The 21,911-nt window shown below is 68.8% G+C and carries 27 protein-coding genes; 17 read left to right on the forward strand and 10 right to left on the reverse strand.

Annotation, left to right across the window (positions count from 1 at the left end; genetic code table 11):
• Nucleotides 1-2: 2 nt before the first annotated feature.
• The 9 genes from K3A85_RS03415 (at nt 3) to K3A85_RS03455 (ending at nt 6,340) form a co-directional block, all read left to right on the forward strand.
• Nucleotides 3-212: a hypothetical protein gene (locus K3A85_RS03415; RefSeq protein ID WP_225205097.1), complete on the forward strand. Its 210-nt coding sequence runs from the start codon at nt 3-5 to the stop codon at nt 210-212.
• Nucleotides 212-868, forward strand: a complete 657-nt coding sequence (locus K3A85_RS03420) for an N-acetylmuramidase domain-containing protein (protein WP_225205098.1) — start codon at nt 212-214, stop codon at nt 866-868. The genes K3A85_RS03415 and K3A85_RS03420 overlap by 1 nt, the downstream gene beginning before the upstream one ends.
• The gene (locus K3A85_RS03425) at nt 865-1,185 is read left to right on the forward strand and encodes a hypothetical protein (RefSeq protein ID WP_225205099.1); all 321 of its coding nucleotides are present in this window, start codon (nt 865-867) and stop codon (nt 1,183-1,185) included. Before K3A85_RS03420 ends, K3A85_RS03425 begins: the two co-directional genes overlap by 4 nt.
• Nucleotides 1,185-1,391, forward strand: a complete 207-nt coding sequence (locus K3A85_RS03430; RefSeq protein ID WP_225205100.1) for a hypothetical protein — start codon at nt 1,185-1,187, stop codon at nt 1,389-1,391. Before K3A85_RS03425 ends, K3A85_RS03430 begins: the two co-directional genes overlap by 1 nt.
• A 262-nt stretch (nt 1,392-1,653) precedes the next feature.
• Complete coding sequence (locus tag K3A85_RS03435) at nt 1,654-2,946, forward strand: Ppx/GppA phosphatase family protein (protein ID WP_225205101.1); 1,293 nt, start codon at nt 1,654-1,656, stop codon at nt 2,944-2,946.
• Nucleotides 2,943-3,650 carry an RlmE family RNA methyltransferase gene (locus K3A85_RS03440; protein ID WP_225205102.1) on the forward strand — a complete coding sequence of 236 codons (708 nt, stop codon included), beginning with the start codon at nt 2,943-2,945 and terminating at the stop codon, nt 3,648-3,650. The genes K3A85_RS03435 and K3A85_RS03440 overlap by 4 nt, the downstream gene beginning before the upstream one ends.
• A 90-nt stretch (nt 3,651-3,740) precedes the next feature.
• The gene (locus K3A85_RS03445) at nt 3,741-3,977 is read left to right on the forward strand and encodes a DUF2312 domain-containing protein (RefSeq protein ID WP_169494743.1); all 237 of its coding nucleotides are present in this window, start codon (nt 3,741-3,743) and stop codon (nt 3,975-3,977) included.
• A gap of 130 nt (nt 3,978-4,107) precedes the next feature.
• The gene (locus tag K3A85_RS03450; protein WP_225205103.1) at nt 4,108-4,974 is read left to right on the forward strand and encodes an SDR family oxidoreductase; all 867 of its coding nucleotides are present in this window, start codon (nt 4,108-4,110) and stop codon (nt 4,972-4,974) included.
• A gap of 67 nt (nt 4,975-5,041) precedes the next feature.
• A complete protein-coding gene (locus K3A85_RS03455) occupies nt 5,042-6,340 on the forward strand; it encodes a metal-dependent hydrolase family protein (protein ID WP_225205104.1) in 1,299 nt (432 codons plus the stop codon).
• Nucleotides 6,341-6,350: 10 nt separating this feature from the next.
• Here K3A85_RS03455 and K3A85_RS03460 read toward each other — a convergent pair whose 3' ends face one another.
• Complete coding sequence (locus tag K3A85_RS03460) at nt 6,351-7,058, reverse strand: CPBP family glutamic-type intramembrane protease (protein WP_225205105.1); 708 nt, start codon at nt 7,056-7,058, stop codon at nt 6,351-6,353.
• A 177-nt stretch (nt 7,059-7,235) separates the two neighbouring features.
• On the opposite strand from K3A85_RS03460, the gene K3A85_RS03465 reads away from it, so the two are divergent.
• Genes K3A85_RS03465 through ruvC form a run of 3 tightly spaced genes read left to right on the forward strand, consistent with a single transcriptional unit; the run spans nt 7,236 to nt 8,848 of the window.
• Nucleotides 7,236-8,000, forward strand: a complete 765-nt coding sequence (locus K3A85_RS03465) for a YebC/PmpR family DNA-binding transcriptional regulator (RefSeq protein ID WP_225205106.1) — start codon at nt 7,236-7,238, stop codon at nt 7,998-8,000.
• Nucleotides 8,001-8,005: 5 nt separating this feature from the next.
• Entirely contained in the window at nt 8,006-8,356 is a 351-nt protein-coding gene (locus K3A85_RS03470; protein ID WP_225205107.1) for a DUF3147 family protein, read from the forward strand.
• Nucleotides 8,357-8,371: 15 nt separating this feature from the next.
• Nucleotides 8,372-8,848, forward strand: a complete 477-nt coding sequence (gene ruvC, locus K3A85_RS03475; RefSeq protein ID WP_225205108.1) for a crossover junction endodeoxyribonuclease RuvC — start codon at nt 8,372-8,374, stop codon at nt 8,846-8,848.
• A gap of 11 nt (nt 8,849-8,859) precedes the next feature.
• On the opposite strand, the gene K3A85_RS03480 is transcribed toward ruvC, so the two are convergent.
• Nucleotides 8,860-10,350, reverse strand: a complete 1,491-nt coding sequence (locus K3A85_RS03480; protein ID WP_225205109.1) for a glycosyltransferase family protein — start codon at nt 10,348-10,350, stop codon at nt 8,860-8,862.
• 98 nt (nt 10,351-10,448) lie between these two features.
• Between K3A85_RS03480 and ruvA the strand changes: the two genes are divergently transcribed.
• A complete protein-coding gene (gene ruvA, locus K3A85_RS03485) occupies nt 10,449-11,066 on the forward strand; it encodes a Holliday junction branch migration protein RuvA (protein WP_225205110.1) in 618 nt (205 codons plus the stop codon).
• A gap of 1 nt (nt 11,067) precedes the next feature.
• Nucleotides 11,068-12,099: a Holliday junction branch migration DNA helicase RuvB gene (gene ruvB / locus K3A85_RS03490; RefSeq protein WP_225205111.1), complete on the forward strand. Its 1,032-nt coding sequence runs from the start codon at nt 11,068-11,070 to the stop codon at nt 12,097-12,099.
• Nucleotides 12,100-12,602: 503 nt separating this feature from the next.
• On the opposite strand, the gene K3A85_RS03495 is transcribed toward ruvB, so the two are convergent.
• The gene (locus K3A85_RS03495; RefSeq protein ID WP_225205112.1) at nt 12,603-13,157 is read right to left on the reverse strand and encodes a hypothetical protein; all 555 of its coding nucleotides are present in this window, start codon (nt 13,155-13,157) and stop codon (nt 12,603-12,605) included.
• Between K3A85_RS03495 and K3A85_RS03500 the strand changes: the two genes are divergently transcribed.
• Nucleotides 13,150-13,233 carry a hypothetical protein gene (locus K3A85_RS03500; RefSeq protein ID WP_263624698.1) on the forward strand — a complete coding sequence of 28 codons (84 nt, stop codon included), beginning with the start codon at nt 13,150-13,152 and terminating at the stop codon, nt 13,231-13,233. The genes K3A85_RS03495 and K3A85_RS03500 overlap by 8 nt on opposite strands.
• Nucleotides 13,234-13,415: 182 nt before the next feature.
• On the opposite strand, the gene acnA is transcribed toward K3A85_RS03500, so the two are convergent.
• Complete coding sequence (acnA, locus tag K3A85_RS03505) at nt 13,416-16,088, reverse strand: aconitate hydratase AcnA (protein WP_225205114.1); 2,673 nt, start codon at nt 16,086-16,088, stop codon at nt 13,416-13,418.
• 345 nt (nt 16,089-16,433) lie between these two features.
• On the opposite strand from acnA, the gene K3A85_RS03510 reads away from it, so the two are divergent.
• Nucleotides 16,434-16,604 carry a hypothetical protein gene (locus K3A85_RS03510; RefSeq protein WP_225205115.1) on the forward strand — a complete coding sequence of 57 codons (171 nt, stop codon included), beginning with the start codon at nt 16,434-16,436 and terminating at the stop codon, nt 16,602-16,604.
• A gap of 21 nt (nt 16,605-16,625) precedes the next feature.
• On the opposite strand, the gene K3A85_RS03515 is transcribed toward K3A85_RS03510, so the two are convergent.
• A complete protein-coding gene (locus K3A85_RS03515; RefSeq protein WP_225205116.1) occupies nt 16,626-17,522 on the reverse strand; it encodes a DMT family transporter in 897 nt (298 codons plus the stop codon).
• 500 nt (nt 17,523-18,022) lie between these two features.
• Here K3A85_RS03515 and K3A85_RS03520 point away from each other — a divergent pair, with 500 nt between their 5' ends.
• Nucleotides 18,023-19,216: a L,D-transpeptidase family protein gene (locus K3A85_RS03520; RefSeq protein WP_318248058.1), complete on the forward strand. Its 1,194-nt coding sequence runs from the start codon at nt 18,023-18,025 to the stop codon at nt 19,214-19,216.
• 42 nt (nt 19,217-19,258) lie between these two features.
• On the opposite strand, the gene K3A85_RS03525 is transcribed toward K3A85_RS03520, so the two are convergent.
• Genes K3A85_RS03525 through K3A85_RS03545 form a run of 5 tightly spaced genes read right to left on the reverse strand, consistent with a single transcriptional unit; the run spans nt 19,259 to nt 21,892 of the window.
• Nucleotides 19,259-19,876, reverse strand: coding sequence for a murein L,D-transpeptidase catalytic domain-containing protein (locus tag K3A85_RS03525; RefSeq protein WP_225205118.1), 618 nt, complete (start codon nt 19,874-19,876; stop codon nt 19,259-19,261).
• Between the two features lie 48 nt (nt 19,877-19,924).
• The gene (locus K3A85_RS03530; RefSeq protein ID WP_225205119.1) at nt 19,925-20,422 is read right to left on the reverse strand and encodes a GNAT family N-acetyltransferase; all 498 of its coding nucleotides are present in this window, start codon (nt 20,420-20,422) and stop codon (nt 19,925-19,927) included.
• Nucleotides 20,419-21,330, reverse strand: coding sequence for an EamA family transporter (locus tag K3A85_RS03535; protein WP_225205120.1), 912 nt, complete (start codon nt 21,328-21,330; stop codon nt 20,419-20,421). Before K3A85_RS03535 ends, K3A85_RS03530 begins: the two co-directional genes overlap by 4 nt.
• Nucleotides 21,327-21,632 carry a type II toxin-antitoxin system RelE/ParE family toxin gene (locus tag K3A85_RS03540; protein ID WP_225205121.1) on the reverse strand — a complete coding sequence of 102 codons (306 nt, stop codon included), beginning with the start codon at nt 21,630-21,632 and terminating at the stop codon, nt 21,327-21,329. Before K3A85_RS03540 ends, K3A85_RS03535 begins: the two co-directional genes overlap by 4 nt.
• The gene (locus tag K3A85_RS03545) at nt 21,629-21,892 is read right to left on the reverse strand and encodes a ribbon-helix-helix domain-containing protein (RefSeq protein WP_225205122.1); all 264 of its coding nucleotides are present in this window, start codon (nt 21,890-21,892) and stop codon (nt 21,629-21,631) included. Before K3A85_RS03545 ends, K3A85_RS03540 begins: the two co-directional genes overlap by 4 nt.
• Nucleotides 21,893-21,911: the final 19 nt, after the last annotated feature.

The raw sequence follows: 21,911 nt of genomic DNA on the forward strand, positions 1-21,911 counted from the left end.
CGGTGGGCGAGGACCGCAAGCTGACCGACGCCGACGTGTCGGCCGTGGTGTCCAAGCTGAAGGAGGAAATTGCGCGCGAGCTGTTCGCCGAAGCGGGGAAGGGTCTGTGGACCTGGCTGAAAAAGACACTGGCCTGGGCGGTGCTGGCGCTCGCGCTGTATCAGCTGTCGGGCGGCCGGATGCCGATCGACGTACCGCACGTGGTGAAATGATGACGATCATCGACCTGCAGCGCGCCGTTGGCGCAGCGCCCGACGGCCAGTGGGGTCCGCGTTCGCGGGCCGCGCTGCTGGCGCAGTTCAGCAACACCCGCGCGGCGGCCCTTTCGCCCGGTGACATCGCCAGCGCAGCGGTACGGCTTGGCTGTTCGATCCGACAGCTGAATGCGGTGCGCAAGGTGGAGTCCTCGGGCCGAGGCTTCGATGCCGCCGGCCGGCCGAAGATCCTGTTCGAGCGTCACAGGTTCCACAAGTGGACCGGGGGCCGCTTCAGCCCGGCCGCGTTCAGCCAGCGCGACAGTGGCGGATACAACGAGGACAGCTGGGCCAAGCTGAACGGAGCCATCGCCACCGGCGCGGTGGAGGAGGCTTTCCAGGCGTGCAGCTGGGGCGCGTTCCAGGTGATGGGGGAATGGTGGGACGAGCTCGACTATGACTCTCCCTATGCCATGGCCCGCGCGGCCGCGGAGAGCGAGGCGGCGCAGCTGGACATGCTGATCCGCTATATCGAGCACTTCCGGCTGCAGGACGAGCTTGCGCTGCTGACCAGCAATCCCGCGACGTGCAAGCCCTTCGCAGCGGCCTACAACGGCGCCGGCTATCGCCGGAACCTGTACGACGAGAGGCTGGCGGCGGAGATGGCCGAATGACCTTGCCCGACTGGCCACCACGCGACTGGCGCAAGCTGTTGGCGCTGATCTTCAGCATTGCCGGCGCGGTGGTACTGACCGCGATCGTGTGGTGGGGCATGGCGGCGCTGCTGCCGGATCATGGATGGACGGTGGCGACCGAGGACAATCGAGCGACGACGCTGCGCTGGGTCTTGTGGATCGCGATCGGCGGCGTGGTGCTGGTGCTGTGCGGCCTCGGCATGGCGATCAATCGGCGCACGCTGAGGGCGCAGTGGGGTGACAAGGGCGCTTCATTCGACGGTGGCGACAGCGACAGCGAAGAGGCGCAGCACTGATGCCGCGTGCTGTGCTTTCCATCGCCCAGCGCGCTCGGGCGGCGGCTCAGGTTCAAGCCGCCGCGGTACGTGACGTCACCGGCCAGGTGATCGACACGAAGCAGTTCGCCAGCTCGATCAACAACGCGATCGACGGGACAATCATCGGATCGCTCCAGACCAAGCTGGACGACCTGGGCGACGCGATCATCCTGCCGCTGCCATGATGCGACGAAATGGGAAAAAACGGGCAAAGTCGCACCGTTTTCGCCACCTAAGTTATTGAAAAATAACGTCCGTCGCAGAACTTACCTTTAGACGACGGGGCAACGAGAGGCGCGCACTTAGGCGGGGGGATTGGCGGTGTCAAGCGGCCCCGGCGTGGAAATGACCACCATGCCTTGTGCGCGCGACCGGGCGTCGCTACCATGGCGTCAAGTACCCGCTCGCGGTCAGGCGCGCGGGAGAACATAAAGCGATACGACGATCATGGCGGACTTCGATCCGCCGGCGAAGAAGCGGCGGGGGCAGCGCAGCGGCAGGAAACGGGGCCGGAGTTCGGCTCCGTCCCGGACCGTCGCCCCGCGGGCGTCCCGTGATGCGGGCACGCCGGCCCCGACTGCAAGCGCCGGCGCCAGCAAGGGCCCCCCGCCTCCCCATGGCGGGACACCGGACGCGCAAGCCTCGGGCGGAGCTGCCCTCGCCGCGGGAGCCGAACAGGCCCGCAGCAATGGCTGGACCAAGCCGGTTCCCCACCATCGCCAGGCCTATGCAGCGATCGATCTCGGCACCAACAACTGCCGCCTGCTGATCGCGCGGCCTTCGGGCGATCACTTCGTGGTGATCGACGCGTTCAGCCGTGTCGTGCGCCTCGGGGAAGGGCTTGCCCAGTCGGGGCGGCTGTCGGATGCGGCGATGGACCGCGCGCTCGCCGCGCTGCACGTCTGCGCCGAGAAGCTCAAGAAGCGCAACGTCCACCTCGCCCGCTCGGTCGCGACCGAGGCCTGCCGGCGCGCGACCAACGGCGCCGCCTTCATCGAGCGCGTCCATGCCGAGACCGGCATCCGGCTCAACATCATCACCGCGCAGGAGGAAGCGCGCCTTGCCGTGCTCGGCTGCCACATCCTGCTCGAGCACGGCGAAGGCCCTGCGATGATCTTCGACATCGGCGGCGGCTCGACCGAGATGGTGCTGGTCGACACGCGCGAGGCCGTGCCGCGGATTCTCGACTGGCAGTCGGTGCCGTGGGGGGTGGTCTCGCTGACCGAAGGGGTCGGTCCGATCGCCGACCATCCGGTCGCCCGCGCCGCGGCCTATGCCGAGATGCGCCGCCTCGTCGACGAAGGCTTCGCCGCCTTTTCCGACCGTATCGCGCAGGAGCGCGAACGCGCGGTCGCGCGCGGGGCGATCCGGCTGCTCGGCACCAGCGGCACGGTCACGACGCTCGCCACCTTGCACCTGCAACTGCCGCAGTACGACCGGCGCGCGGTCGACGGGCTGATCGTGCCGACCGCGGCGATGCGCGCGATCAGCCAGTCGCTCGCGGCGATGTCGCCGCCCGAACGCCAGGCGGTGCCGTGCATCGGGCGCGAACGGGCGGACCTCGTCGTCGCCGGCTGCGCGATCCTCGAATCGATCTTCGACATCTGGCCGGCCGACCGGCTCGGCATTGCCGACCGCGGCATCCGCGAAGGCATCCTGCGCAGCCTGATGGCTGCAGGCAGCGACGCCGAACGCAGCCGCGAGGCGCTGCGCAACCTCAAGCGGAGTGCCCGCGCATGAGCCGTTCCGGACGTGACCCGCGCGAGCGGCTGAAGACGGGCAAGGGCCGCAGCCAGTCGTCGGTCCGCTGGCTTTCGCGCCAGCTCAACGATCCTTACGTCAAGCAGGCCAAGGCCGAGGGCTGGCGCAGCCGCGCGGCGTTCAAGCTGATCGAGCTCGACGAGAAGTTCGGCCTGCTGAAAGGCGCGAAACGGGTGGTCGATCTCGGCATCGCGCCGGGCGGGTGGAGCCAGGTGGTGCGCAAGAAAGCGCCGCAGGCGGCGGTGGTCGGGATCGACCTCCTGCCGACCGATCCGATCGAGGGCGTGACCATCTTCGAGATGGACTTCATGGCCGACGAGGCCCCCGCCGCGCTCGAAGGCGCGCTCGACGGGCCTCCCGACCTCGTCATCTCGGACATGGCCGCCAACACCGTCGGCCACAAGCAGACCGACCACTTGCGCACGATGGGCCTGGTCGAGACCGCGGTGGACTTTGCCGTGACCACCCTCGCGCCGGGCGGGGCCTTCGTGGCGAAAGTCTTTGCAGGCGGCACCGACGGCGAACTGCTGCAAATCCTCAAGAAGAACTTCCGCACGGTGAAGCACGCCAAGCCGCCGGCGAGCCGCAAGGATTCGTCCGAGTGGTACGTCATCGCGCAAGGGTTCAAGGGCCGCGCGCAGGCCGCTCCCTCCGCTCCCGACGGCGAGGACGGAGCCGACTGACATTTCCACAGGCGGGGTTTTGCGCGAATCGGGCGGCTGGTCCTAAAGGCCCCGCTTCCAGTTTCCTCGAGACCTTCCCGGAGTACCCCGATGGCCGAATCCGCCGACGACCGCCTGCGCCTCCTGATCGAGCGCATCGAGCGCCTCGAAGAAGAGAAGAAGGGCATCGGCGACGACATCAAGGACGTCTACAACGAGGCCAAGGCCACCGGTTACGACGCCAAGATCATGCGCCAGATCGTCCGCCTGCGGAAGATGAAGCCCGACGACCGCCGCGAGATGGAAGCCGTGCTCGAAACCTACAAGAACGCGCTCGGCATCGATTGACGCCTGCGCGCCGGGGCAGGAACGCGCTCGGCATCGGCTGAGCGCGGCCTGTCGCAGCGGCGTGCTGCGGCAGGAACCGGTTCCGCGACCTCCGGTTGGTCCCTCGCCTTTCCCGCGCGAGGAACCAGAGATGACCGACCAGCACGCCGCCGATGTCCGCCCGCAGATCCATGAGGATGGTCTGCCGGGCAGTGAAGCCGATCTCAGCCCCAAGCCCGAATGGCAGCCGCGCTTTCCCGGCTCGGGCAGGCTCAAGGGCATGGTCGCGATTGTCACCGGCGCGGACAGCGGCATCGGACGCGCCGTGGCCGTGCTGTTCGCACGCGAAGGCGCGAAGGTCGCGATCGCCTACCTCTGCGAGGACGAAGACGCACAGAAGACCCGCGCGCTGTGCGAGGCGGAAGGCGGCGAGGCGCTGACCTTCGCCGGCGACCTCGGCGATCCGGACGTGGGCCGGGCGCTGGTCGACCTGGTGATCGAGACCTGGGGCCGGCTCGACGTCCTCGTCAACAATGCCGGCGAGCAGCACCCCGACAAGGATATCCGCGACATCACCCCGGCGCAGTTGCAGCGCACGTTCCAGACCAACATCTTCGCGATGTTCTACCTGGTCCAGGCCGCGCGCGAGCACCTCAAGCAAGGGGCGGCGATCGTCAACTGCACCTCGGTCACGATGTACCAGGGCGAACCCGAACTGCTCGACTATTCGAGCACCAAGGGCGCGATCACCGCGTTCACCCGCTCGCTGTCGGAAAACCTCGTCCCCCACGGCATCCGCGTCAACGCGGTCGCGCCCGGGCCGATCTGGACGCCGCTCAACCCCAGCGGCGGGGCAAGCGAGGAGAAGCTCTCGCACTTCGGCGAAAAGACGCCGATGGGCCGCCCGGGCCAGCCCAACGAGGTGGCGCCGGCCTTCCTGTTCCTCGCCTGCGAAGACTCCTCCTACATGTCGGGACAGGTCCTGCATCCCAACGGCGGCACCATCGTCAACGGCTGATCGCGGTAAGGCTTTACCTTGGAGCATCGGCGGTTAGTCTCCCCTGCAACCATAGGGGAGACCGATCATGCGCCGCATCCTTGCCACCGTCCTGCTCGCCGGCTGCGCCTTGCCCGCTACGGCGCAGGCTGCCGACGTCACCTACATCCACGCCGGGCGCCTGCTCGACCAGCCGGGCAAGGCGGCGCGCGGGGCCTCGACGATCGTCGTCACCGACGGCAAGGTCAGCGAGATCCGCGACGGCAACGTGCCGGCGCCGGCGGGCGCGAAAGTCGTCGAACTGGGCGACAGGTTCGTGCTGCCCGGCCTTACCGATCTCCACGTCCATCTGTTCAGCGACGGCGACCCGCTCAAGGCGCGGCTCGATGCGACCACGCGCGACCGCGAGGACGCCGCCTTCCTCGCCGCGCAGCACGCGCGCGAAACGCTTGAAGCGGGCTTTACCACCGTGCGCGACCTCGGCGGCCCGCCGCGCGGCATCCGCGCGCTGCGCGACGCCACCGCCCGCGGCGACATCGAGGGTCCGACGATCGTCAACGCGGGCGAGGCAATCTCGGTCTCGGGCGGCCACGGCGACAACAACGGGCTCAACGAGGAAAGCTTCGATGCCTTCCACCCGCACGACTACAACAACGTCTGCAACGGCGCCGACGACTGCCGCCGCGCCGTGCGCGAACAGATCCGGCTCGGCGCGCAGGTGATCAAGTTCGCCGCCACCGGCGGGGTGCTGTCCAACGTCGCCGGCGGGCTCGGCCAGCAGATGACCAGCGAGGAGATGAAGGCGGTCATCGACACCGCGCACAGCTTCGGGCGCAAGGCGGCCGCGCACAGCCACGCCGCCGCCGGCACGGCGAGCGCCGTGGCGCAGGGCGTCGACACGATCGAGCACGGCACCTTCCTCGACGAGCCGACAGTCAAGGCGATGGTCGCGCACGGCACCTGGCTCGTGCCGACGATGATGGCGCCGGTCGCCGCGCTCGCCCAGGCGCGCGCCGGCGCACTGCCGCCGGCCTCGATCGTCAAGGCCGAGCAGGCCGCCGCAGCGATGAAGGAAAGCCACCGTCTCGCCATCCGCTCGGGCGTGAAGATCGCGTTCGGCACCGACAGCGGGGTATCGAAGCACGGGCTCAACGCGCAGGAATTCGCGCTGATGGTCGCGGCTGGGATGACCCCGATGCAGGCGATCGTCGCCGCCACGACCAGCGCCGCCGAAGTGCTCGACCGCAAGGACAGCGTCGGCCGGATCGCGCCGGGCATGCCCGCCGACATCATCGCGGTCTCGGGCGATCCGCTCGCCGACGTGACCCGGCTCGAGCACGTCGACTTCGTGATGAAGGGCGGCAAGGTGGTCAAGGGCGCGCAGTAGCGCGCCCGCCTCACCCCAGCTGCGATAGCGCGAAGGCGAGCCCGAGCGCGAGCGCGTTCGAGGTCATGTGCAGCAGGATGGAGGCCGGCAGGCCTAGCCGCAGCCGAACGAAGCCCGCGGTCAGGCCCGTCCACAGCTGCGGCAGGACCAGCGCGATCGCGGCAGGACTGACGCGCGGATAGTTGGCGAGATGCGACAGCGCAAAGACCACCGCGCTGCCGTAGAACGCCACCGGCTGCCAGCGGTCGAACAGCGCCAGCGAGGGTCGGCGGCGCAGCGCGAACCAGCCTGCGGGCGCGGCTACAAGCAGCGCCAGCAGCGCAACGCTGGTGCCAATCGCGCTCCCGCCCGCGCCCGCTACCAGGGCCACGGCGACAAGGCCGAGGAAGCAGCCGAGCAGCCACAGCGCGCGCGGCCTTCCCGTCAGCCAGCCGCGGAAGATCGCCTCCTCCAGCACCGGCGCGACCACGACCACCAACGGCGCCATCAGTTGCGGCGCGAGCTTGCCGTAGGCGTCGGGCGACGGCAGCGCGAAGACCTGCTGCCACAGCTTGAGGAACGGCAGCAGCACCAGCAGCAGCACGCCAAGGTGCAGCGCCGCCATGCCGAACCACAGCCGCCCCGCCCCCGTCGCCCGCAGGCCCGAGGGGACGAGCAGCCGGGGCCGGCGCAGGAAGGCGGCAAATTCGCTGACAGCTTCGAAGATCGTCGCACGCATCGGCCGCTTATCGCGCGCTACGTGTTAATACGCGCCTAGCGCCCGGTTGCGCGGCCGAAAAACGCGCCGTGCACGAGCGCGCCTGCAAAGATTGCCCGGCCGCCAATTGCCCGGACGCGCCGAAACGGCTAGGGCCGCGCCAGAACCACTCCATTCAGAGCCGCAAGAAGCACGACCATGGCAGGCCATTCCAAATTCAAGAACATCATGCATCGCAAGGGCGCGCAGGACAAGAAGCGCTCGGCGATGTTCTCCAAGCTCAGCCGCGAAATCACCGTCGCCGCCAAGATGGGCATGCCCGACCCGGACATGAACCCGCGCCTGCGCGCCGCGATCAACGCGGCCAAGGCGCAGTCGATGCCCAAGGACAACATCGCCCGCGCGATCGACAAGGCGAGCAAGGGCGACGGCGAGAACTACGAGGAAGTGCGCTACGAGGGCTATGGTCCGGGCGGCGTCGCGATCATCGTCGAGGCGCTCACCGACAACCGCAACCGCACCGCCACCAACGTGCGCACCGCGTTCGCCAAGAACGGGGGCAACCTGGGGGCGAGCGGCGCGGTCAGCCACGGCTTCGAGCGGCTCGGCCTGATCGAGTATCCGGGCAAGGTCGGTGACGAGGAAAAGGTCCTCGAGGCCGCGATCGAAGCGGGCGCCGAGGACGTCGAGAGCGATCTCGGCGACGGCGACGAGAACCCCGGCAGCCACCAGATCTGGGTCGCGGTCGAATCGCTGCACGAAGTCGCGCGCGAGCTGGAAAAGACGCTGGGCGAAGCCGAGGGCGTCAAGCTTGCGTGGAAGCCCAGCCTCAAGACCGCGGTCGATGCCGAGAACGCGGCGACGCTGCTCAAGCTGATCGACGTGCTCGAGGACGACGACGACGTCCAGACCGTCTGGGGCAACTACGACATCCCCGACGACGTGATGGAAACGCTGGGCTGACCGGCATGTGGCACCTGGCCGCGAAGGCACTGCTTGCGGGCGTGCTGATCGCGGCCATCGCCGAAGTGGGGAAGCGCATGCCCGCCCTGGGCGCGCTGGTCGCATCGCTGCCGCTCGTCTCGGTGCTGGGCATGGTGTTCCTGTGGCACGCGCGCCCCGATGCCGAAAACATGGCGGTCCATGCCGAGGCGACGTTCTGGTACGTGTTGCCGAGCCTGCCGATGTTCCTCGTGATCCCGGCCCTGCTGCGCCATGGGGTTTCGTTCTGGCTGGCGCTTGCCGCGGGCTGTGCGTTGACCGTGGGGCTGTACCTCGGAATGATGCAGATCGGACCGCGCTTCGGGCTGAAGCTGTGACATGATCATGCGCCTATGATCATTCTGGGCATCGACCCCGGGCTCACCTGCACCGGCTGGGGCGTGGTCTCGAAGGCCGGCAGCCGCCTCAGCCACGTCGCCAACGGGCAGATCCGCACCGACGCCAAGGCGAGCATGGCCGAGCGGCTGGTCGAACTCGATGCGGCGCTTGCCTCCGTGATCGATCTCTACAAGCCCGACGCCGGCGCGGTCGAGGAAGTCTTCGTCAACGTCAATCCGCAGTCCACGCTCAAGCTGGGGCAGGCGCGCGGCGTCGCCATGCTGTCGGTGGCGCGCGCGGGCCTGCCCGTCGCCGAATATCCGACCAAGGTCATCAAGAAGGCGCTGGTCGGCACCGGCGGCGCGGAAAAGCAGCAGATCCAGCACATGCTCAAGGTGCTGCTGCCCGGCGTGAAGCTCGCCGGCGAGGACGCCTCGGATGCGCTCGCCGTCGCCATCACCCACGCCAACATGCTCGGCAGCCACCGCTAGGCGGCGCTGCTTCAGAGCTGGTGCTTCTCCAGCATGCGCTGATAGCTGTAGTCCCCGGCCGGCCGGCAGCTTCCGCTGCGGCGATAGAGGCAGACCTGATCGCCGGCATAGGGCATGCACCGTTCGCGCCGCAGGCGCTTGTCCTCGGGAGCGTGGGTCAGCAACAGCGCGTTCGCGCCGTCGACCACGGCCGCCGGCAGGCGCGGGCTGCCCCCTGCGACGTCGTCCTCCGCCGGCGAAAGCAGCAGCGGCACCGGGCGTCGCAGCGCCACGGGCAGAAGCACGTAGCGATCGTCGAACGGCAGGGCGATCGCGCAGACGCCCGGATCGCGCAAGGCGAGGTCGGCAAGTTCGGGGAGCGCGCCGCCGACGCGGGCGGCGACGATGCCGCCGTTGGACTTGGCCGACAATGTCGAGGCGCTGACCCAGGCGAGGATCAGCATGGCGAGCGCCACCGGCCGGGCGCGGGCCTCGCCGGTCCGGTCCGCCAGCACCCGTTCGAGCACGGTGACCGAGCCGATCGCCGCCAGCACGAGCAGCGCAAGCACCGAAATCCAGATGAAGCGGTATTCCTTGTGCGCGATCAGGCTGTGCGCCGCGATGTGGACGAGTGCGGCGAGCAGCAGCGGGCGATAGCGCGGCCCGGCAGCGATGGCGGCGGCAAGGACGAGCGGCGCCACCGGCCACAGGTGCCGCCACAGCAGCAGCGCATACTCGGTCGGCGGCGCAACCCCGAACCGGCTCGCCTGGTCCTGGCCGACATTGACGAGGAGGTTCGTCCAGAACCACGAGAATGGCGCCAGGCCCGCCGCCAGATCGCCGAGGATGCCGACTGCGGCGGCGACGACGCATCCGCACAGGTACGGCACCCAGCGCGCTCTTTCGAACCGAAGCGCGCCGACCGCCAGGATCGCCACGAAGACCGCGAACTGAAAGCGCACCAGCATGCCGAGACCGCACAGCAGCCCCGCCAGCGCGAGCTGGCGCGCGCTGGCCGAAGGCTGCAGCATCGACGCGGCGGCCAGCAGCACGAGCACTGCGGCCAGGCTCTCGGCCAGCAGCAGGTTGGTGTAGAGGACGCTCTCCCACCACAGCGCGACGACCGCCAGCGCCACCAGGGCATGACGGCGCGAAACGAGCGCGCCGAGCCGCCAGGCTGCGGGAAGCGCCTGCAGGGTCAGCGCGGCATAGGCGATGCGCGCCAGCGCGAAGCCGAGCAGGGTTCCCGGGGCCAGCGCGCGCCCCAGGGCCAGCGGCGGGACCAGGAGATAGGGTATGAGCGCGTTGCGAAGACCCAGCCGCCACTCCCACGGCACGATGCCGTGACCGGTCAGGAACCGGTTCGCCTGTTCGAGATACTGCGTAAGCTCGTCCGCGTAGCGCAGGTCGAAGAGCGAAAAGCTCGCGATGCGCAATCCGGTGCCCAGTGCGACAAGCCCCGCCACGGCCACCGTCCAGGCCCGGTCGGGACGCCGTGCCGCCCTGCTCTGTTCCCCCTGCATGGCGCTTGCGCATAAGCCAAGACCGGCCCGCTGTCATCCGCATCCCCCGCACGAACCGCTCTTGCCGCCGCCCGCGCTGCCGTGCATAGGAACAAAGCATGATCGCAAAGCTGACCGGCATCCTCGACGATACCGGCCCGGACTGGGCCGTGATCGACGTGAACGGCGTCGGCTACCTCGTCCACTGCTCGGCCAAGACGCTGGCGCATCTGGGGCTGGCGGGCGACAAGGTGGTGGTCCACACCGAGATGCAGGTCTCCGAGACCGACCAGCGCCTGATCGGCTTCACCAGCGCGGGCGAACGCGCCTGGTTCCGCCTGCTGACCGCGGTGCAGGGCGTCGGCAGCAAGGTCGCGCTCGCGATCCTCTCGGCGCTGTCGGTCGAGGAACTGCAGCGCGCCTGCGCCCATGGCGACAGCGCCATGGTCGCGCGCGCCAACGGCGTGGGGCCCAAGCTCGCCAGCCGCATCGTCAACGAGTTGAAGGACAAGGCAGGCTGGCTTGCAGGCCTGTCCGGTCCGGTGGGCGCGGGCGGCGACGTCGGCCTTGCTGTGCCCGCAGGATCGGCCAGCGCGGACGCGGTTTCGGCGCTGCAGAACCTCGGCTTCAAGCCCGCCGTGGCCAGCACGGCCGTGGCCCGCGCAATCGAGGAACTCGGCGAGGACGCAGTCCTCAACGACCTCGTCCGCGTTGCCCTGAAGCGTGCAACGGCCTGATATGCCAACCGACAACCCCCTCCTTTCCGCCCAGCGCCAGGTCGAAGACCCGGACGCCGCGCTGCGTCCCAAGTCGCTCGACGACTTCACCGGACAGGCCGCCGCCAAGGACAACCTGCGCGTGTTCATCGAAAGCGCGCGTCAGCGCAACGAGGCGATGGACCACGTGCTGTTCTTCGGGCCGCCAGGCCTCGGCAAGACCACGCTCGCCCAGATCATCGCGCGCGAGCTCGGCGTCAATTTCCGTGCCACCAGCGGGCCGGTGATCGCCAAGGCCGGCGACCTCGCCGCGCTGCTGACCAATCTCGAGCACGGCGACGTGCTGTTCATCGACGAGATCCATCGCCTCAATCCGGTGGTCGAGGAAGTGCTTTATCCGGCGATGGAGGACCGCGCGCTCGACCTCATCATCGGCGAAGGGCCATCGGCGCGCTCGGTGCGGATCGACCTGCCGCCGTTCACGCTGATCGGCGCCACGACGCGGCAGGGGCTGCTGCAGACGCCGTTGCGCGATCGCTTCGGCATCCCCGTGCGATTGCAGTTCTACACGGTGCCCGAGCTGGAGCGCGTGGTCGCGCGCGGCGCGGGGCTGATGGGCATCGGCATCGACAAGGGCGGCGCCACCGAGATCGCGCGGCGCGCGCGCGGCACCCCGCGCGTCGCCGGCCGCCTGCTGCGCCGGGTGCGCGACTTCGCGCAAGTCGCGGGCGCCGAGACGATCACCCGCGCCATTGCCGACGATGCGCTGACCCGGCTCGAAGTCGACGGCCTCGGCCTCGACCTGCAGGACCGGCGCTACCTCACCATGATCGCGGACATCTACAGGGGCGGCCCGGTCGGTGTGGAAACGCTCGCGGCAGGGCTGTCCGAACCGCGCGACACGATCGAGGAAGTGATCGAGCCCTACCTGATCCAGCTTGGCCTCGTCGCCCGCACCGCGCGCGGACGATGCCTCAACGATCGCGGCTGGCAGCACCTCGGGCTGACGCCGCCGTCGGGCCAGTTGCCGGGCCTGTTCGAGCCGGGCGATTGACCGGCCGCGCGGGCGCGGCGGGGAGTCGGGATTCCTTACACTCGGGAACAAACAAGTTCCATCGCGGGACAGAGTTAAGGTATGCCTCCATCCAGGCTCAGTTTGACGCCCCGCAGCCGCCGATATTCTGGTTAATCGCCTTGCCCGAATCCCGGCCGTTTGCATGTGTCGAACCCTACGGTGGACGGGCGCGCTCAGGACGTCCGGCATCAGGCAACGAAAGCGTGTAGCATGTCTGTTCGGATGGCATTGGCGAAACTGGCGGCCTGCGCGGCCGGCGGCGCTGTGCTCGGCGGTGGCGCGGTCCACGTCGCCGAGGCGCCCTCGACGTCCGAGATCCACCACATCAAGCCAATCAAGGCGCACAAGGTCGCGCCCGGCCGGCACAAGAAGTCCAAGCGCAAGATTCCGCGCAAGACCCACCGCCCGCGCAAGCTGATCAAAGCAACCGCGGTCAAGCCCGAGGCCGATCCGGTCGAGACTGCGGCCATGGTGCCGGTGCCCTACATGGCGCCGCTTCCTCCGGCTGCGGTCGGCGGCAGTTCGGGCGGCGGCCAGCCCTCGGTGGTGGTCGGCGGCAGCTCGGGCGGCGGCTTCGGCGGCGGTTTCTTCGGCGGCTTCTTCGGTGCCAGCGGCGGCGGCGGCAGCGTGGTCGTGTCCTCGACCAGCACCGGATCGACCTCGAGCTCCACCTCGGGCGGATCGACCTCCAGCTCGAGCTCGGGCTCGTCGAGCTCGAGCTCCAGTTCCAGCTCGGGCGGCGGCACTTCGACCTCGACCTCCTCGGGCAATCTCAGCTCGACCACCTCGACCTCGTCCGGCGCCACGACCAGCACTTCGTCCGGCGCGTCGACCTCGGGCAACATGAGCACGAGCACCAGCACGAGCACGAGCTCCAGCACCAGCTCGTCGACCTCGTCCGGCGCCACCTCGTCCGGCGCCACGTCGTCGGGCGCCACCTCTTCGGGTCCGTCCTCCTCGGGCCAGGGAAGCCCGGGCGGCCCGTCGAGCTCGACGTCGAACGGCGGCACGCAGGTGCCCGAGCCTTCGATGGTCATCCTGTTCGGCCTGGCCGCGGCCGCCCTCGTCGGGCGACGCCAGCTGGCCCTTCGCGCGGCCTATCGCTCGGCCTGAGACGCAAGTCTTCTGCCCTTCTCCAGTGGGCATCGGGAAAGGGCGGCTTCGGGGGGAGCCGCCCTTTTTCGTGCGCGCAAGTCGCGGCGCGTGGGGCCCGCCACCGATCGCCGCGGTTGCGCACGCAAAAGGGGCGGCCCGTCGCCGGACCGCCCCCTTGATGCCGGCCGAAGCCGACAGCCTTATGCGGCGAGCTTGCGCAGCACGTAGTGCAGGATGCCGCCGTTCATGAAGTACTCGACCTCGTTGGCGGTATCGATGCGGCACAGCGCAGTGAAGCTGAACTTCGAACCGTCGAGGCGGGTCACCTCGACTTCGACGTCCTGGCGCGGCTTGAGATTGGCGACGCCCTTGATGGTGTAGGTGTCGTCACCCGAGAGGCCCAGCGACGTGCGGCTCTCGCCGTCCTTGAACTGCAGCGGCAGCACGCCCATGCCGACGAGGTTCGAACGGTGGATGCGCTCGAAGCTCTCGACGATCACCGCGCGCACGCCGAGCAGGTTGGTGCCCTTGGCCGCCCAGTCGCGGCTCGAGCCGGTGCCGTATTCCTTGCCGGCGATCACCACCATCGGGGTGCCGTCGGCCTTGTGCTTCATCGCCACGTCGTAGACCGCGCCGACTTCGGCGCCATAGCGCGAGAAGCCGCCCTCGATCCCCGGGACCATCTCGTTCTTGATGCGGATGTTGGCGAAAGTGCCGCGCATCATCACTTCGTGGTGGCCACGGCGCGCGCCGTAGGAGTTGAAGTCGGCCTTCGAGACCTGGTGCTCCATCAGCCACTGGCCGGCGGGGCTGTCGGCCTTGATCGAGCCGGCCGGCGAGATGTGGTCGGTGGTGATCGAATCGCCGAGGATCAGCAGGGGCTTGGCCTCGATGATGTCGGCCACCGGCGCCGGGGTCATCGTCATCCCCTCGAAGTAGGGCGGGTTGGCGACGTAGGTCGAGCCGGCGCGCCACGAGTAGGTTTCCGAGCCGGTGACGTCGATCGCCTGCCAGTGCTTGTCGCCCTTGTAGACGTCGGCATAGCGGGCCTGGAACATGGCGCGGTCCATGCAGCCGGCCATCGTCGTGTAGACTTCCTCGTTGGTCGGCCAGATGTCCTTGAGGAACACGTCCTGGCCGTCCTTGCTCTTGCCGATCGGGGTCGAGACGAAGTCCTCGATCACCGTGCCCTTGAGCGCGTAGGCGACGACCAGCGGCGGGCTGGCGAGGAAGTTCGCGCGCACGTCGGGCGAGACGCGGCCCTCGAAGTTGCGGTTGCCCGAGATCACCGCCGCGGCGACGAGGCCATTTTCGTTGATCGCCTTGCTGATCGGCTCGGCGAGCGGCCCCGAGTTGCCGATGCAGGTGGTGCAGCCATAGCCGACGAGGTTGAACCCGACCGCGTCGAGGTGCTCCTGCAGGCCCGCCTTGTTGAGGTAGTCGGTGACGACCTGCGAGCCGGGCGCCAGCGAGGTCTTCACCCAGGGCTTGGGCTTGAGGCCCAGTTCGTTGGCCTTCTTGGCGACGAGGCCCGCCGCCACCAGCACGCCAGGGTTCGAGGTGTTGGTGCAGCTGGTGATCGCCGCGATGGTCACGTCGCCGTCACCGATGTCGAAGTCCTTGCCCTCGACCGGAACGCGGGTCTGCGCCTTCTTGTAGGTGTTGGCCATGTCGGCGTTGAACACGTCGTCGACTTCGGGAAGCGAGACGCGGTCCTGCGGGCGCTTGGGGCCGGCGAGCGAGGGCACGACGGTCGAGAGGTCGAGTTCGAGCGTCGAGGAGAACACCGGCTCGACCGAGGGGTCGATCCAGAAGCCCTGCTCCTTGGCATAGGCTTCGACCAGCGCGATCTGCGCTTCCTCGCGGCCGGTCAGGCGCATGTAGTCGAGCGTCTTGTCGTCGATGCCGAAGAAGCCGCAGGTCGCGCCGTATTCGGGCGCCATGTTGGCGAGCGTGGCGCGGTCGGCCAGCGTCAGCGCAGCAAGGCCCGGGCCGTAGTATTCGACGAAACGGCCGACCACGCCGTGCTTGCGCAGCATGTTGGTGCAGGTCAGCACGAGGTCGGTGGCGGTAACGCCTTCCTGCAGCTCGCCGGTGAACTTGAAGCCGACGACTTCGGGGATCAGCATCGACACCGGCTGGCCGAGCATCGCGGCTTCGGCCTCGATCCCGCCGACGCCCCAGCCGAGCACGCCCAGGCCGTTGACCATGGTGGTGTGGCTGTCGGTGCCGACGCAGGTGTCGGGATAGGCGACCGCCTGGCCGTTCTGGTCCACGCTGGTCCACACCGCCTGGGCGATGTTCTCGAGGTTGACCTGGTGGCAGATGCCGGTGCCCGGCGGCACGGCGTAGAAGTTGTTGAGCGACTTGGAGCCCCACTTGAGGAAGTCGTAGCGCTCCATGTTGCGCTGGTATTCGATCTCCATGTTCTCTTCGAACGCCTTGGGATGACCGAATTCGTCTACCATGACCGAGTGGTCGATCACGAGGTTGACCGGGACCAGCGGGTTGATCTTGCTGGTGTCGCCGCCGAGGCTGGCGATCGCGTCACGCATCGCGGCGAGGTCGACCACGCAGGGCACGCCGGTGAAGTCCTGCAGCAGCACGCGGGCCGGGCGGTACTGGATCTCGCGGTTGGTCTCGGTGGGGTTCTTCTGCCAGTCGACGATCGCCTGGACGTCGTCGGTCGACACGGTGAAGCCGCCGTCCTCGAAGCGCAGCAGGTTCTCGAGCAGCACCTTCATCGAGAAGGGCAGGCGCGAGACGTCGCCGAATTTGGCGGCCGCCTTGTTCAGCGAGTAGTAGGCGAAATCCTTGCCGCCGACATTGAGCGTGGAGCGGGTGCCGAGCGTGTCCTGTCCGACCTGGGTCATGGCGAGTCGTTGTCCCTCGTTGTGGATGGCCTTCCTGCCGTCCGCTGGGGAACGGCCACCTGCAGCGAGGGGGCGCGAACGGCGGACAGGGCAGCCGGAAACGCCCTGCGCCCTGCGCGCTTCGAAGGCCTGCGTCAAGGGGCGCAGAACGCCTATCTTGCGCCACTGCGATCGGCAAATCACGACTTTGCAAGTCATTAGCAACAAGCGGCCACAGCCGCGCGCGCAGGCCGCGCGGGCGCTTGACTGTTACATTACGAAGACATTTTTTGCATGATTTGTAACTTAATTGTCTTATTCTGCAGGTCCGGTCGGATCCGGCCGGACAAGGAAAGGGCACAATCCATGGCCACGCGCCCCGGGCGGCACCGCCGCCATCACCCCTACGACAGCGTTGCCCCGCGCCGCACCCCGGCAGCGCAGGACCGCACCGCCCAGGCGATCATCGCCGCCATGTCGGCCGCGGTGATCGCCGGCGCCTTGTGGTCGATCCTGCAAAGCCACCTGCCCGGCTAGGCGCGCCGGCAGCGACGGCCCTCAGGAAGCTTCGGGAAGCGGAGCGCTGCGCCGCGTCGCATAGAGGCAGCCGGCGACGATCAGCGTCACGCCCGCCAGCGTGCGCAGCGTGACCGGCTCGGCAAAGGCGATCCAGCCGACCAGCGCGGCCCAGACGAACGCCGTGTATTCCAGCGGCACCAGCACCTGCGCCTCGGCGCGGGCATAGGCCCAGCCGAGCAGCATCAGCGACCCCATCGCGAGCGCCGCCGCCGCCGCGATCACACCCCACACGGCAAGGCTCGGCCAGGGCGCGAGGAACACCGCGCCGGGCGCCAGGAACAGGAAGCCGAACGCAGCCTGGAAAAAGGCGATCTCCTCGGGCGCCGCGACTTGCGCCTGGCGCCGCTGCAGCACCAGGTTCCACGCATAGAGCACCGCCGAGGCGAGGATCGCGACCAGCCCGACGACCCCGTCGCGCGTGTAGCTGCCGCCGAACTTGCCCGCCGCGATTATCCCCACGCCCGCCAGCGCCAGCAACGAGCCGCCGACCGCCTTGGGGCTGACCTTCTCCCCCAGCAGCAGCGCCGCCAGATAGAGCGCGATCAGCGGCGCGATGAACGACAGCGCCATGGCCTCGGCCATCGGCGTGCGGACCAGCCCGAAGAAGAACGTCACCGCCATGACCACCGCGACCAGCCCGCGCAGCATGTGCACGCGCATCACCGCAGCGTCCGGCCAGCCGCGGGCGCCGGCGCGGCGGCGCTGGCGCCACCACAAGGGCGCCATCATCGCCGAACCGATCAGGCCGCGCCAGAACATCGCGCCATAGGGGCCGACCGCGATCGAGGCGCTCTTCATCACGCCGTCCATCACCCCGAACAGGGCAAGGCCGAGCAGCGCCGTCACGATCGGCAGGAAATGGGCATGGCGAGGCATCGCGCGGGCCTTAGCCGCGTGCGCAGGGCCAGGAAAGTAGCAGGCGAAACTTGTGCACCGGAGCGGAACCCGCGCCCGCAGACGATGATTCAGCATGCAGTCAGGCGGCCTGCTTGATTGCCTGCCGGGCATGGGGCAGGAACCGGTCGACGGCCGGTGCGATGCCCGACGCCCCGTCCTCACCGCGCCTGCCAACAGGGAACCAGATGATGCGCCTCTTCGATCGAACCTGCCTTTCCGGCCCCCTCGGCGCTTTTGTCGGGGCCAGCCTTGTCGCAGGTTCGCTCGCTGCCACGCCGGTGCTCGCTCGCCAGCCGGACGGTCCGGTCGACCTGACCGCGCAGGCGCGCGCCGCCAAGCCCGCCCCGGCCCCTACTCCGGCTGCTGCCCCCGCTCCCGCCCCGGCTCCGGCTCCGGGCTCAGCGCCGGCGAGGCCTGCGCCCGCGACTGCGACCTCCGCTGCCGCACCCGCCGTCGCGACCCCTGCCCCCGGCGCGCCGGTGCCCGTGGTCGAAGAGCCCGAGACGCTCCCCGTGGCGCACTGGACGCTGGCCGACGCGCAAAGCCTCCTTGCCGCGATCCGCGGCATCGGCGCCGAGGGCCTGTTCGCGCGCGACTACGAGCCCACCGCGCTTGCCGCCGCAATCAAGGCGGGCGAGGGCGAGGCGCTCGACCAGCTCGCCAGCCGCCTGTTCGTCTGGCTCGCCGAGGACCTGCGCGACGGGCGCACGCCGATGCCCGCGCGGGTACAATGGTTTGCGGTAGACCCCGACCAGGATCTCCACCCCAACGCGCAACTGCTCGCCCAGGCGACCGAGATGCACGACATCAAGGGCGTGCTCGCCGGCCTCGCGCCCAAGCACCCCGACTATGCCTTGCTCAAGGACATGCTGACCAAGACCAAGGATCCCAAGCAGGTCGCGATGATCCGCGCCAATATGGACCGCTGGCGCTGGCTGGCGCAGGACCTCGGCCTGCAGTACCTGATCATCAACGTGCCCGAGCAGGAGCTGCGGCTGACGGTCAACAACCAGATCATCCGCACCTATCGCGCGATCGTCGGCAAGCCCGGCAAGACCGCCACCCCGCAGCTGGCCGAGCAGGTCAAGAACGTGGTGTTCAACCCCACCTGGACCGTGCCGCAGTCGATCGTCGTCGGCGAAGGGCTCGGCGCGCGGCTGATCGGCAACCCCAAGCAGGCGGCGCGCGAAGGCTATGTCGCCACGAAGAACGCCGACGGCACGATCACCGTCGTTCAGCAGCCGGGCGAAAACAACGCGCTCGGCCGGGTCAAGCTCGACATGCCCAACGAGCACGCGATCTACATCCACGACACGCCCAGCCGGAACCTGTTCGCCCAGCCGCAGCGCGCACTGAGCCACGGCTGCATCCGCGCCGAACGCGCGACCGAGCTCGCCATGACGATGGCCATCCTCGGCGCCGACCTGCCGCCCGAAACCGCGGTCGAATACAACCTGTCGGGCAAGTACACCAAGGTGCCGATGACCAACCCCTGGGCGGTCTACATCACCTACTTCACCGTCGCGCGCGACGTGAACGGCGTGATGCGCAGCTTCGCCGACCTTTACGGGCGCGACGCCCCGGTGATCGCCAGCTTCGCGCAAGCCCGCCAGCTCCACACCAGCCAGCGCAAGAGCAACGAAGCGGTGATCAAGCTGGACAACCCGCTGTAAGGGATAGAACTTCCAACATGAGCGGGCGGGGAAGCCCGCCGCTCAATAAATCCCCAGCCGGTCGGCAAAGATCAGGCGCCCGCCCGACAAGTGCCACAGCGCCTCGTTGAAGTCGGCCTCGCCCATCGCGAAGCAGCCGTCGCTGCGGCCGAGCTTGCCCCATTTCTCGATCACCGAGGCGTTGGCGTACCACGCCGGGTGCAGCACGATCGCGCGGTCGAGCACGTTCGAGTTGTCGGCATCCATCCCGCCAAGCCGGATCGAGGTGCCGTACTTGCCGACATACCACTCGTAGGTGATGTAGGCTCCCCGCGACGTCGCAAGGCTGTTGGGCTCGTTCGAGAACCACTTGAGCATGCCGTCGTGCTCGGGATCGGAGCCCTTGCCGTGCGCGACGAGGAACGAGCGTACCTCGCCTTTTTCGAGATCCGCGAAGTGAAAGCGCGGCATCGACGAAGGCAGCCCGAAATCGGCCACCCCGACCAGATCAGTGCGCCACAGCGAGCCGCGATAGCGCTCGAGCCGGTCCTTGGCGACGCCGAGGATGCGCCGGTCGCGCTCGCTCGCGCCGGCGGGTTGCGCAAGGACACGCGCGGGAAGCGCCACTGCCAGCGCGGCCGCGCCCGCCCCCTTCAACACCGTTCGCCTGTCGTGCGTCATGGCCCCGTCCATAGCCCGCTCGATCCTGCCGCAGCGTGAACGCGCAGGCTAGGCCCCTGTTGCAAGCGCGCTCGCGCCGAGATCGGCCAGCGCTTTGCCATCGACGCGCATCACCGTCCATTCGTCCATGAACTTCGCGCCGAGCGCCTTGTAGAAGCCTATCGAGGGCTCGTTCCAGTCGAGCACCCTCCATTCGAGCCGGGCGCAATCGCGCTCCACCGCCAGCGCCGCGAGGTGCGCCAGCAGCGCCTTGCCCAGCCCGCTCCCGCGCGCTTCGGGCTTTACGAACAGATCCTCGAGATAGATCCCGGGCTTGCCTTCGAAGGTCGAGAAGTTGTGGAAGAACAGCGCGAAGCCCTGCGCCACCCCGTCGATCTCGCCGATCACCACTTCGGCATAAGGGCGCGGGCCGAACAGCTTCTGCTCCAGCACGCTCTGGTCGAAGCGCACTTCGTCCAGCAGCTTCTCGTAGTCCGCCAGCGCGCGGATCAGTTCGGCGATCAGGCCGATGTCCGCGCGCGTTGCCGGCCGTATCGAAAGCGTCATCGTGTCATCCTCCCCTTGAGCCGTGGCCAGAGCATGCCCAGCGCCAGCCCCATCATCACCAGCGCGAAAGCGGCCAGTTTCCAGCCCTGCAACGGCTCGCCCAGCAGCAGCGCCGACGCGCCGAGGCCGAATACCGGCACCAGCAGCGCGAGCGGCGCGACTTGCGCGGCGGGATGCCGGGCGAGCAGCCAGCCCCACGCGGCATAGCCGAACATCGTGTTGCCGACCGATTGCCACAGCACTGCGCCCCAGGTCCAGCCATCGGCCGCCGCGATCCCGCGCGCCATCGCGGCCGGTCCTTCGAGCAGCAGCGCGAAGCCCAGCAGCGGCGGCACCGCGAACAGCGCCGACCATACGACATAGGCGAGCATGTTGAGCTTCGGATCGTGCTGTCCGGCCGCCCGCGCCACCATGTTGCCGCCCGACCAGCTGAGGGCGGCCCCGAGCACCAACGCGAGCCCGAGCGGCGTCGCGCTGCCGTCGGTGTGCGTCAGGATCACCGCAAGGCCCGCCGTCGCGAGCAGCAGCGCCGCGACTTGCGCCAGCGCCACGCGCTCGCCGGTGAGGCGCATCGACAGGCCGATGGTGAAGAACACCTGCACCTGCACGACGAGGCTCGCGAGGCCGGGCGTGATCTCCCCGCGCATCGCCGTGAACAGCAGCCCGAACTGCCCCGCGCCGATCAGCACGCCATAAGCCACAAGGTTGCGCCACGGCACCTTCGGCCGCGGCAGCACGAGCGCGAGCGGGAAGAACACCAGCACGAACCGCAGGCAGGCCAGAGTCAACGGCGGCAGATGCGCCAGCGCCAGCTTGATGACGACGAAATTGGTCCCCCACACCGCCATGACGACAAGTGCGAGCAGCAGATGGAGAGCGGGGAGGTGGGTACGAGCCGGTGCGGTCAAGGTTCGATCTCGATCGAGGGAAGGTCGCGCCTCGCGTCGATGACGCGGATAACCCGGACCAGCGCAAGGTCGTCGGACACATCGTACAAGACCAGGTGTGGTGCGCACAGCAGCGAACGGATGCCGGGCCGCATGTCGTCGCGTGCGCGCCCCAACCGGGGGAAATCCGCAAGCGACGCTATCGCTGAGTCAAGTCGCCGCAACTGGCGGTCGGCAGCCGACGGATCATGCGCAGCCAGATAGAGCCAGACCTCCACGAGGTCGTCGCGCGCCCTCGCGGCGCGTTCGATGCGATGGGTCACTTCTGGCGCTCTGCCAGCTTTCGACGCCCCTCGGCGATGATGGCTTCGATCCCTTCCCAGGGCTCGAAACCGCTGTCGATGCCTTCGTCGATCAGCGCGCGAAGCTTCTCCATGTCGGCTTCCCGCTTCGCCGCCCAGGCGCGCAGCGCGGCGTCGACCACGTGCTCGAGCGAGCTGAACTCGCCGCCGGCCACCGCGCCCTCCGCGAGCTCACGGAAATCGGCGGGAATGTCGACACTAAGCTGATCGATCTTGCCCATGGCGTCGAAGCTAGCCCAG

It is taken from the genome of Novosphingobium huizhouense, assembly GCF_020179475.1.
GTDB classification, from domain to species: Bacteria; Pseudomonadota; Alphaproteobacteria; order Sphingomonadales; family Sphingomonadaceae; genus Novosphingobium; species Novosphingobium huizhouense.

Coding starts and splice junctions, on each gene's coding strand:
- K3A85_RS03545 (WP_225205122.1), bottom strand. CDS start 21,892: ATGGGCAAGATCGATCAGCTTAGTGTCGACATTCCCGCCGATTTCCGT.
- ruvB (WP_225205111.1), top strand. CDS start 11,068: ATGCCAACCGACAACCCCCTCCTTTCCGCCCAGCGCCAGGTCGAAGAC.
- K3A85_RS03530 (WP_225205119.1), bottom strand. CDS start 20,422: ATGACGCTTTCGATACGGCCGGCAACGCGCGCGGACATCGGCCTGATC.
- ruvC (WP_225205108.1), top strand. CDS start 8,372: ATGATCATTCTGGGCATCGACCCCGGGCTCACCTGCACCGGCTGGGGC.
- K3A85_RS03460 (WP_225205105.1), bottom strand. CDS start 7,058: ATGCGTGCGACGATCTTCGAAGCTGTCAGCGAATTTGCCGCCTTCCTG.
- K3A85_RS03440 (WP_225205102.1), top strand. CDS start 2,943: ATGAGCCGTTCCGGACGTGACCCGCGCGAGCGGCTGAAGACGGGCAAG.
- K3A85_RS03515 (WP_225205116.1), bottom strand. CDS start 17,522: ATGCCTCGCCATGCCCATTTCCTGCCGATCGTGACGGCGCTGCTCGGC.
- K3A85_RS03455 (WP_225205104.1), top strand. CDS start 5,042: ATGCGCCGCATCCTTGCCACCGTCCTGCTCGCCGGCTGCGCCTTGCCC.
- K3A85_RS03420 (WP_225205098.1), top strand. CDS start 212: ATGACGATCATCGACCTGCAGCGCGCCGTTGGCGCAGCGCCCGACGGC.
- ruvA (WP_225205110.1), top strand. CDS start 10,449: ATGATCGCAAAGCTGACCGGCATCCTCGACGATACCGGCCCGGACTGG.
- K3A85_RS03495 (WP_225205112.1), bottom strand. CDS start 13,157: ATGACCATCGAAGGCTCGGGCACCTGCGTGCCGCCGTTCGACGTCGAG.
- K3A85_RS03425 (WP_225205099.1), top strand. CDS start 865: ATGACCTTGCCCGACTGGCCACCACGCGACTGGCGCAAGCTGTTGGCG.
- K3A85_RS03510 (WP_225205115.1), top strand. CDS start 16,434: ATGGCCACGCGCCCCGGGCGGCACCGCCGCCATCACCCCTACGACAGC.
- acnA (WP_225205114.1), bottom strand. CDS start 16,088: ATGACCCAGGTCGGACAGGACACGCTCGGCACCCGCTCCACGCTCAAT.
- K3A85_RS03430 (WP_225205100.1), top strand. CDS start 1,185: ATGCCGCGTGCTGTGCTTTCCATCGCCCAGCGCGCTCGGGCGGCGGCT.
- K3A85_RS03465 (WP_225205106.1), top strand. CDS start 7,236: ATGGCAGGCCATTCCAAATTCAAGAACATCATGCATCGCAAGGGCGCG.
- K3A85_RS03500 (WP_263624698.1), top strand. CDS start 13,150: ATGGTCATCCTGTTCGGCCTGGCCGCGGCCGCCCTCGTCGGGCGACGC.
- K3A85_RS03525 (WP_225205118.1), bottom strand. CDS start 19,876: ATGACGCACGACAGGCGAACGGTGTTGAAGGGGGCGGGCGCGGCCGCG.
- K3A85_RS03480 (WP_225205109.1), bottom strand. CDS start 10,350: ATGCAGGGGGAACAGAGCAGGGCGGCACGGCGTCCCGACCGGGCCTGG.
- K3A85_RS03450 (WP_225205103.1), top strand. CDS start 4,108: ATGACCGACCAGCACGCCGCCGATGTCCGCCCGCAGATCCATGAGGAT.
- K3A85_RS03470 (WP_225205107.1), top strand. CDS start 8,006: ATGTGGCACCTGGCCGCGAAGGCACTGCTTGCGGGCGTGCTGATCGCG.
- K3A85_RS03445 (WP_169494743.1), top strand. CDS start 3,741: ATGGCCGAATCCGCCGACGACCGCCTGCGCCTCCTGATCGAGCGCATC.
- K3A85_RS03435 (WP_225205101.1), top strand. CDS start 1,654: ATGGCGGACTTCGATCCGCCGGCGAAGAAGCGGCGGGGGCAGCGCAGC.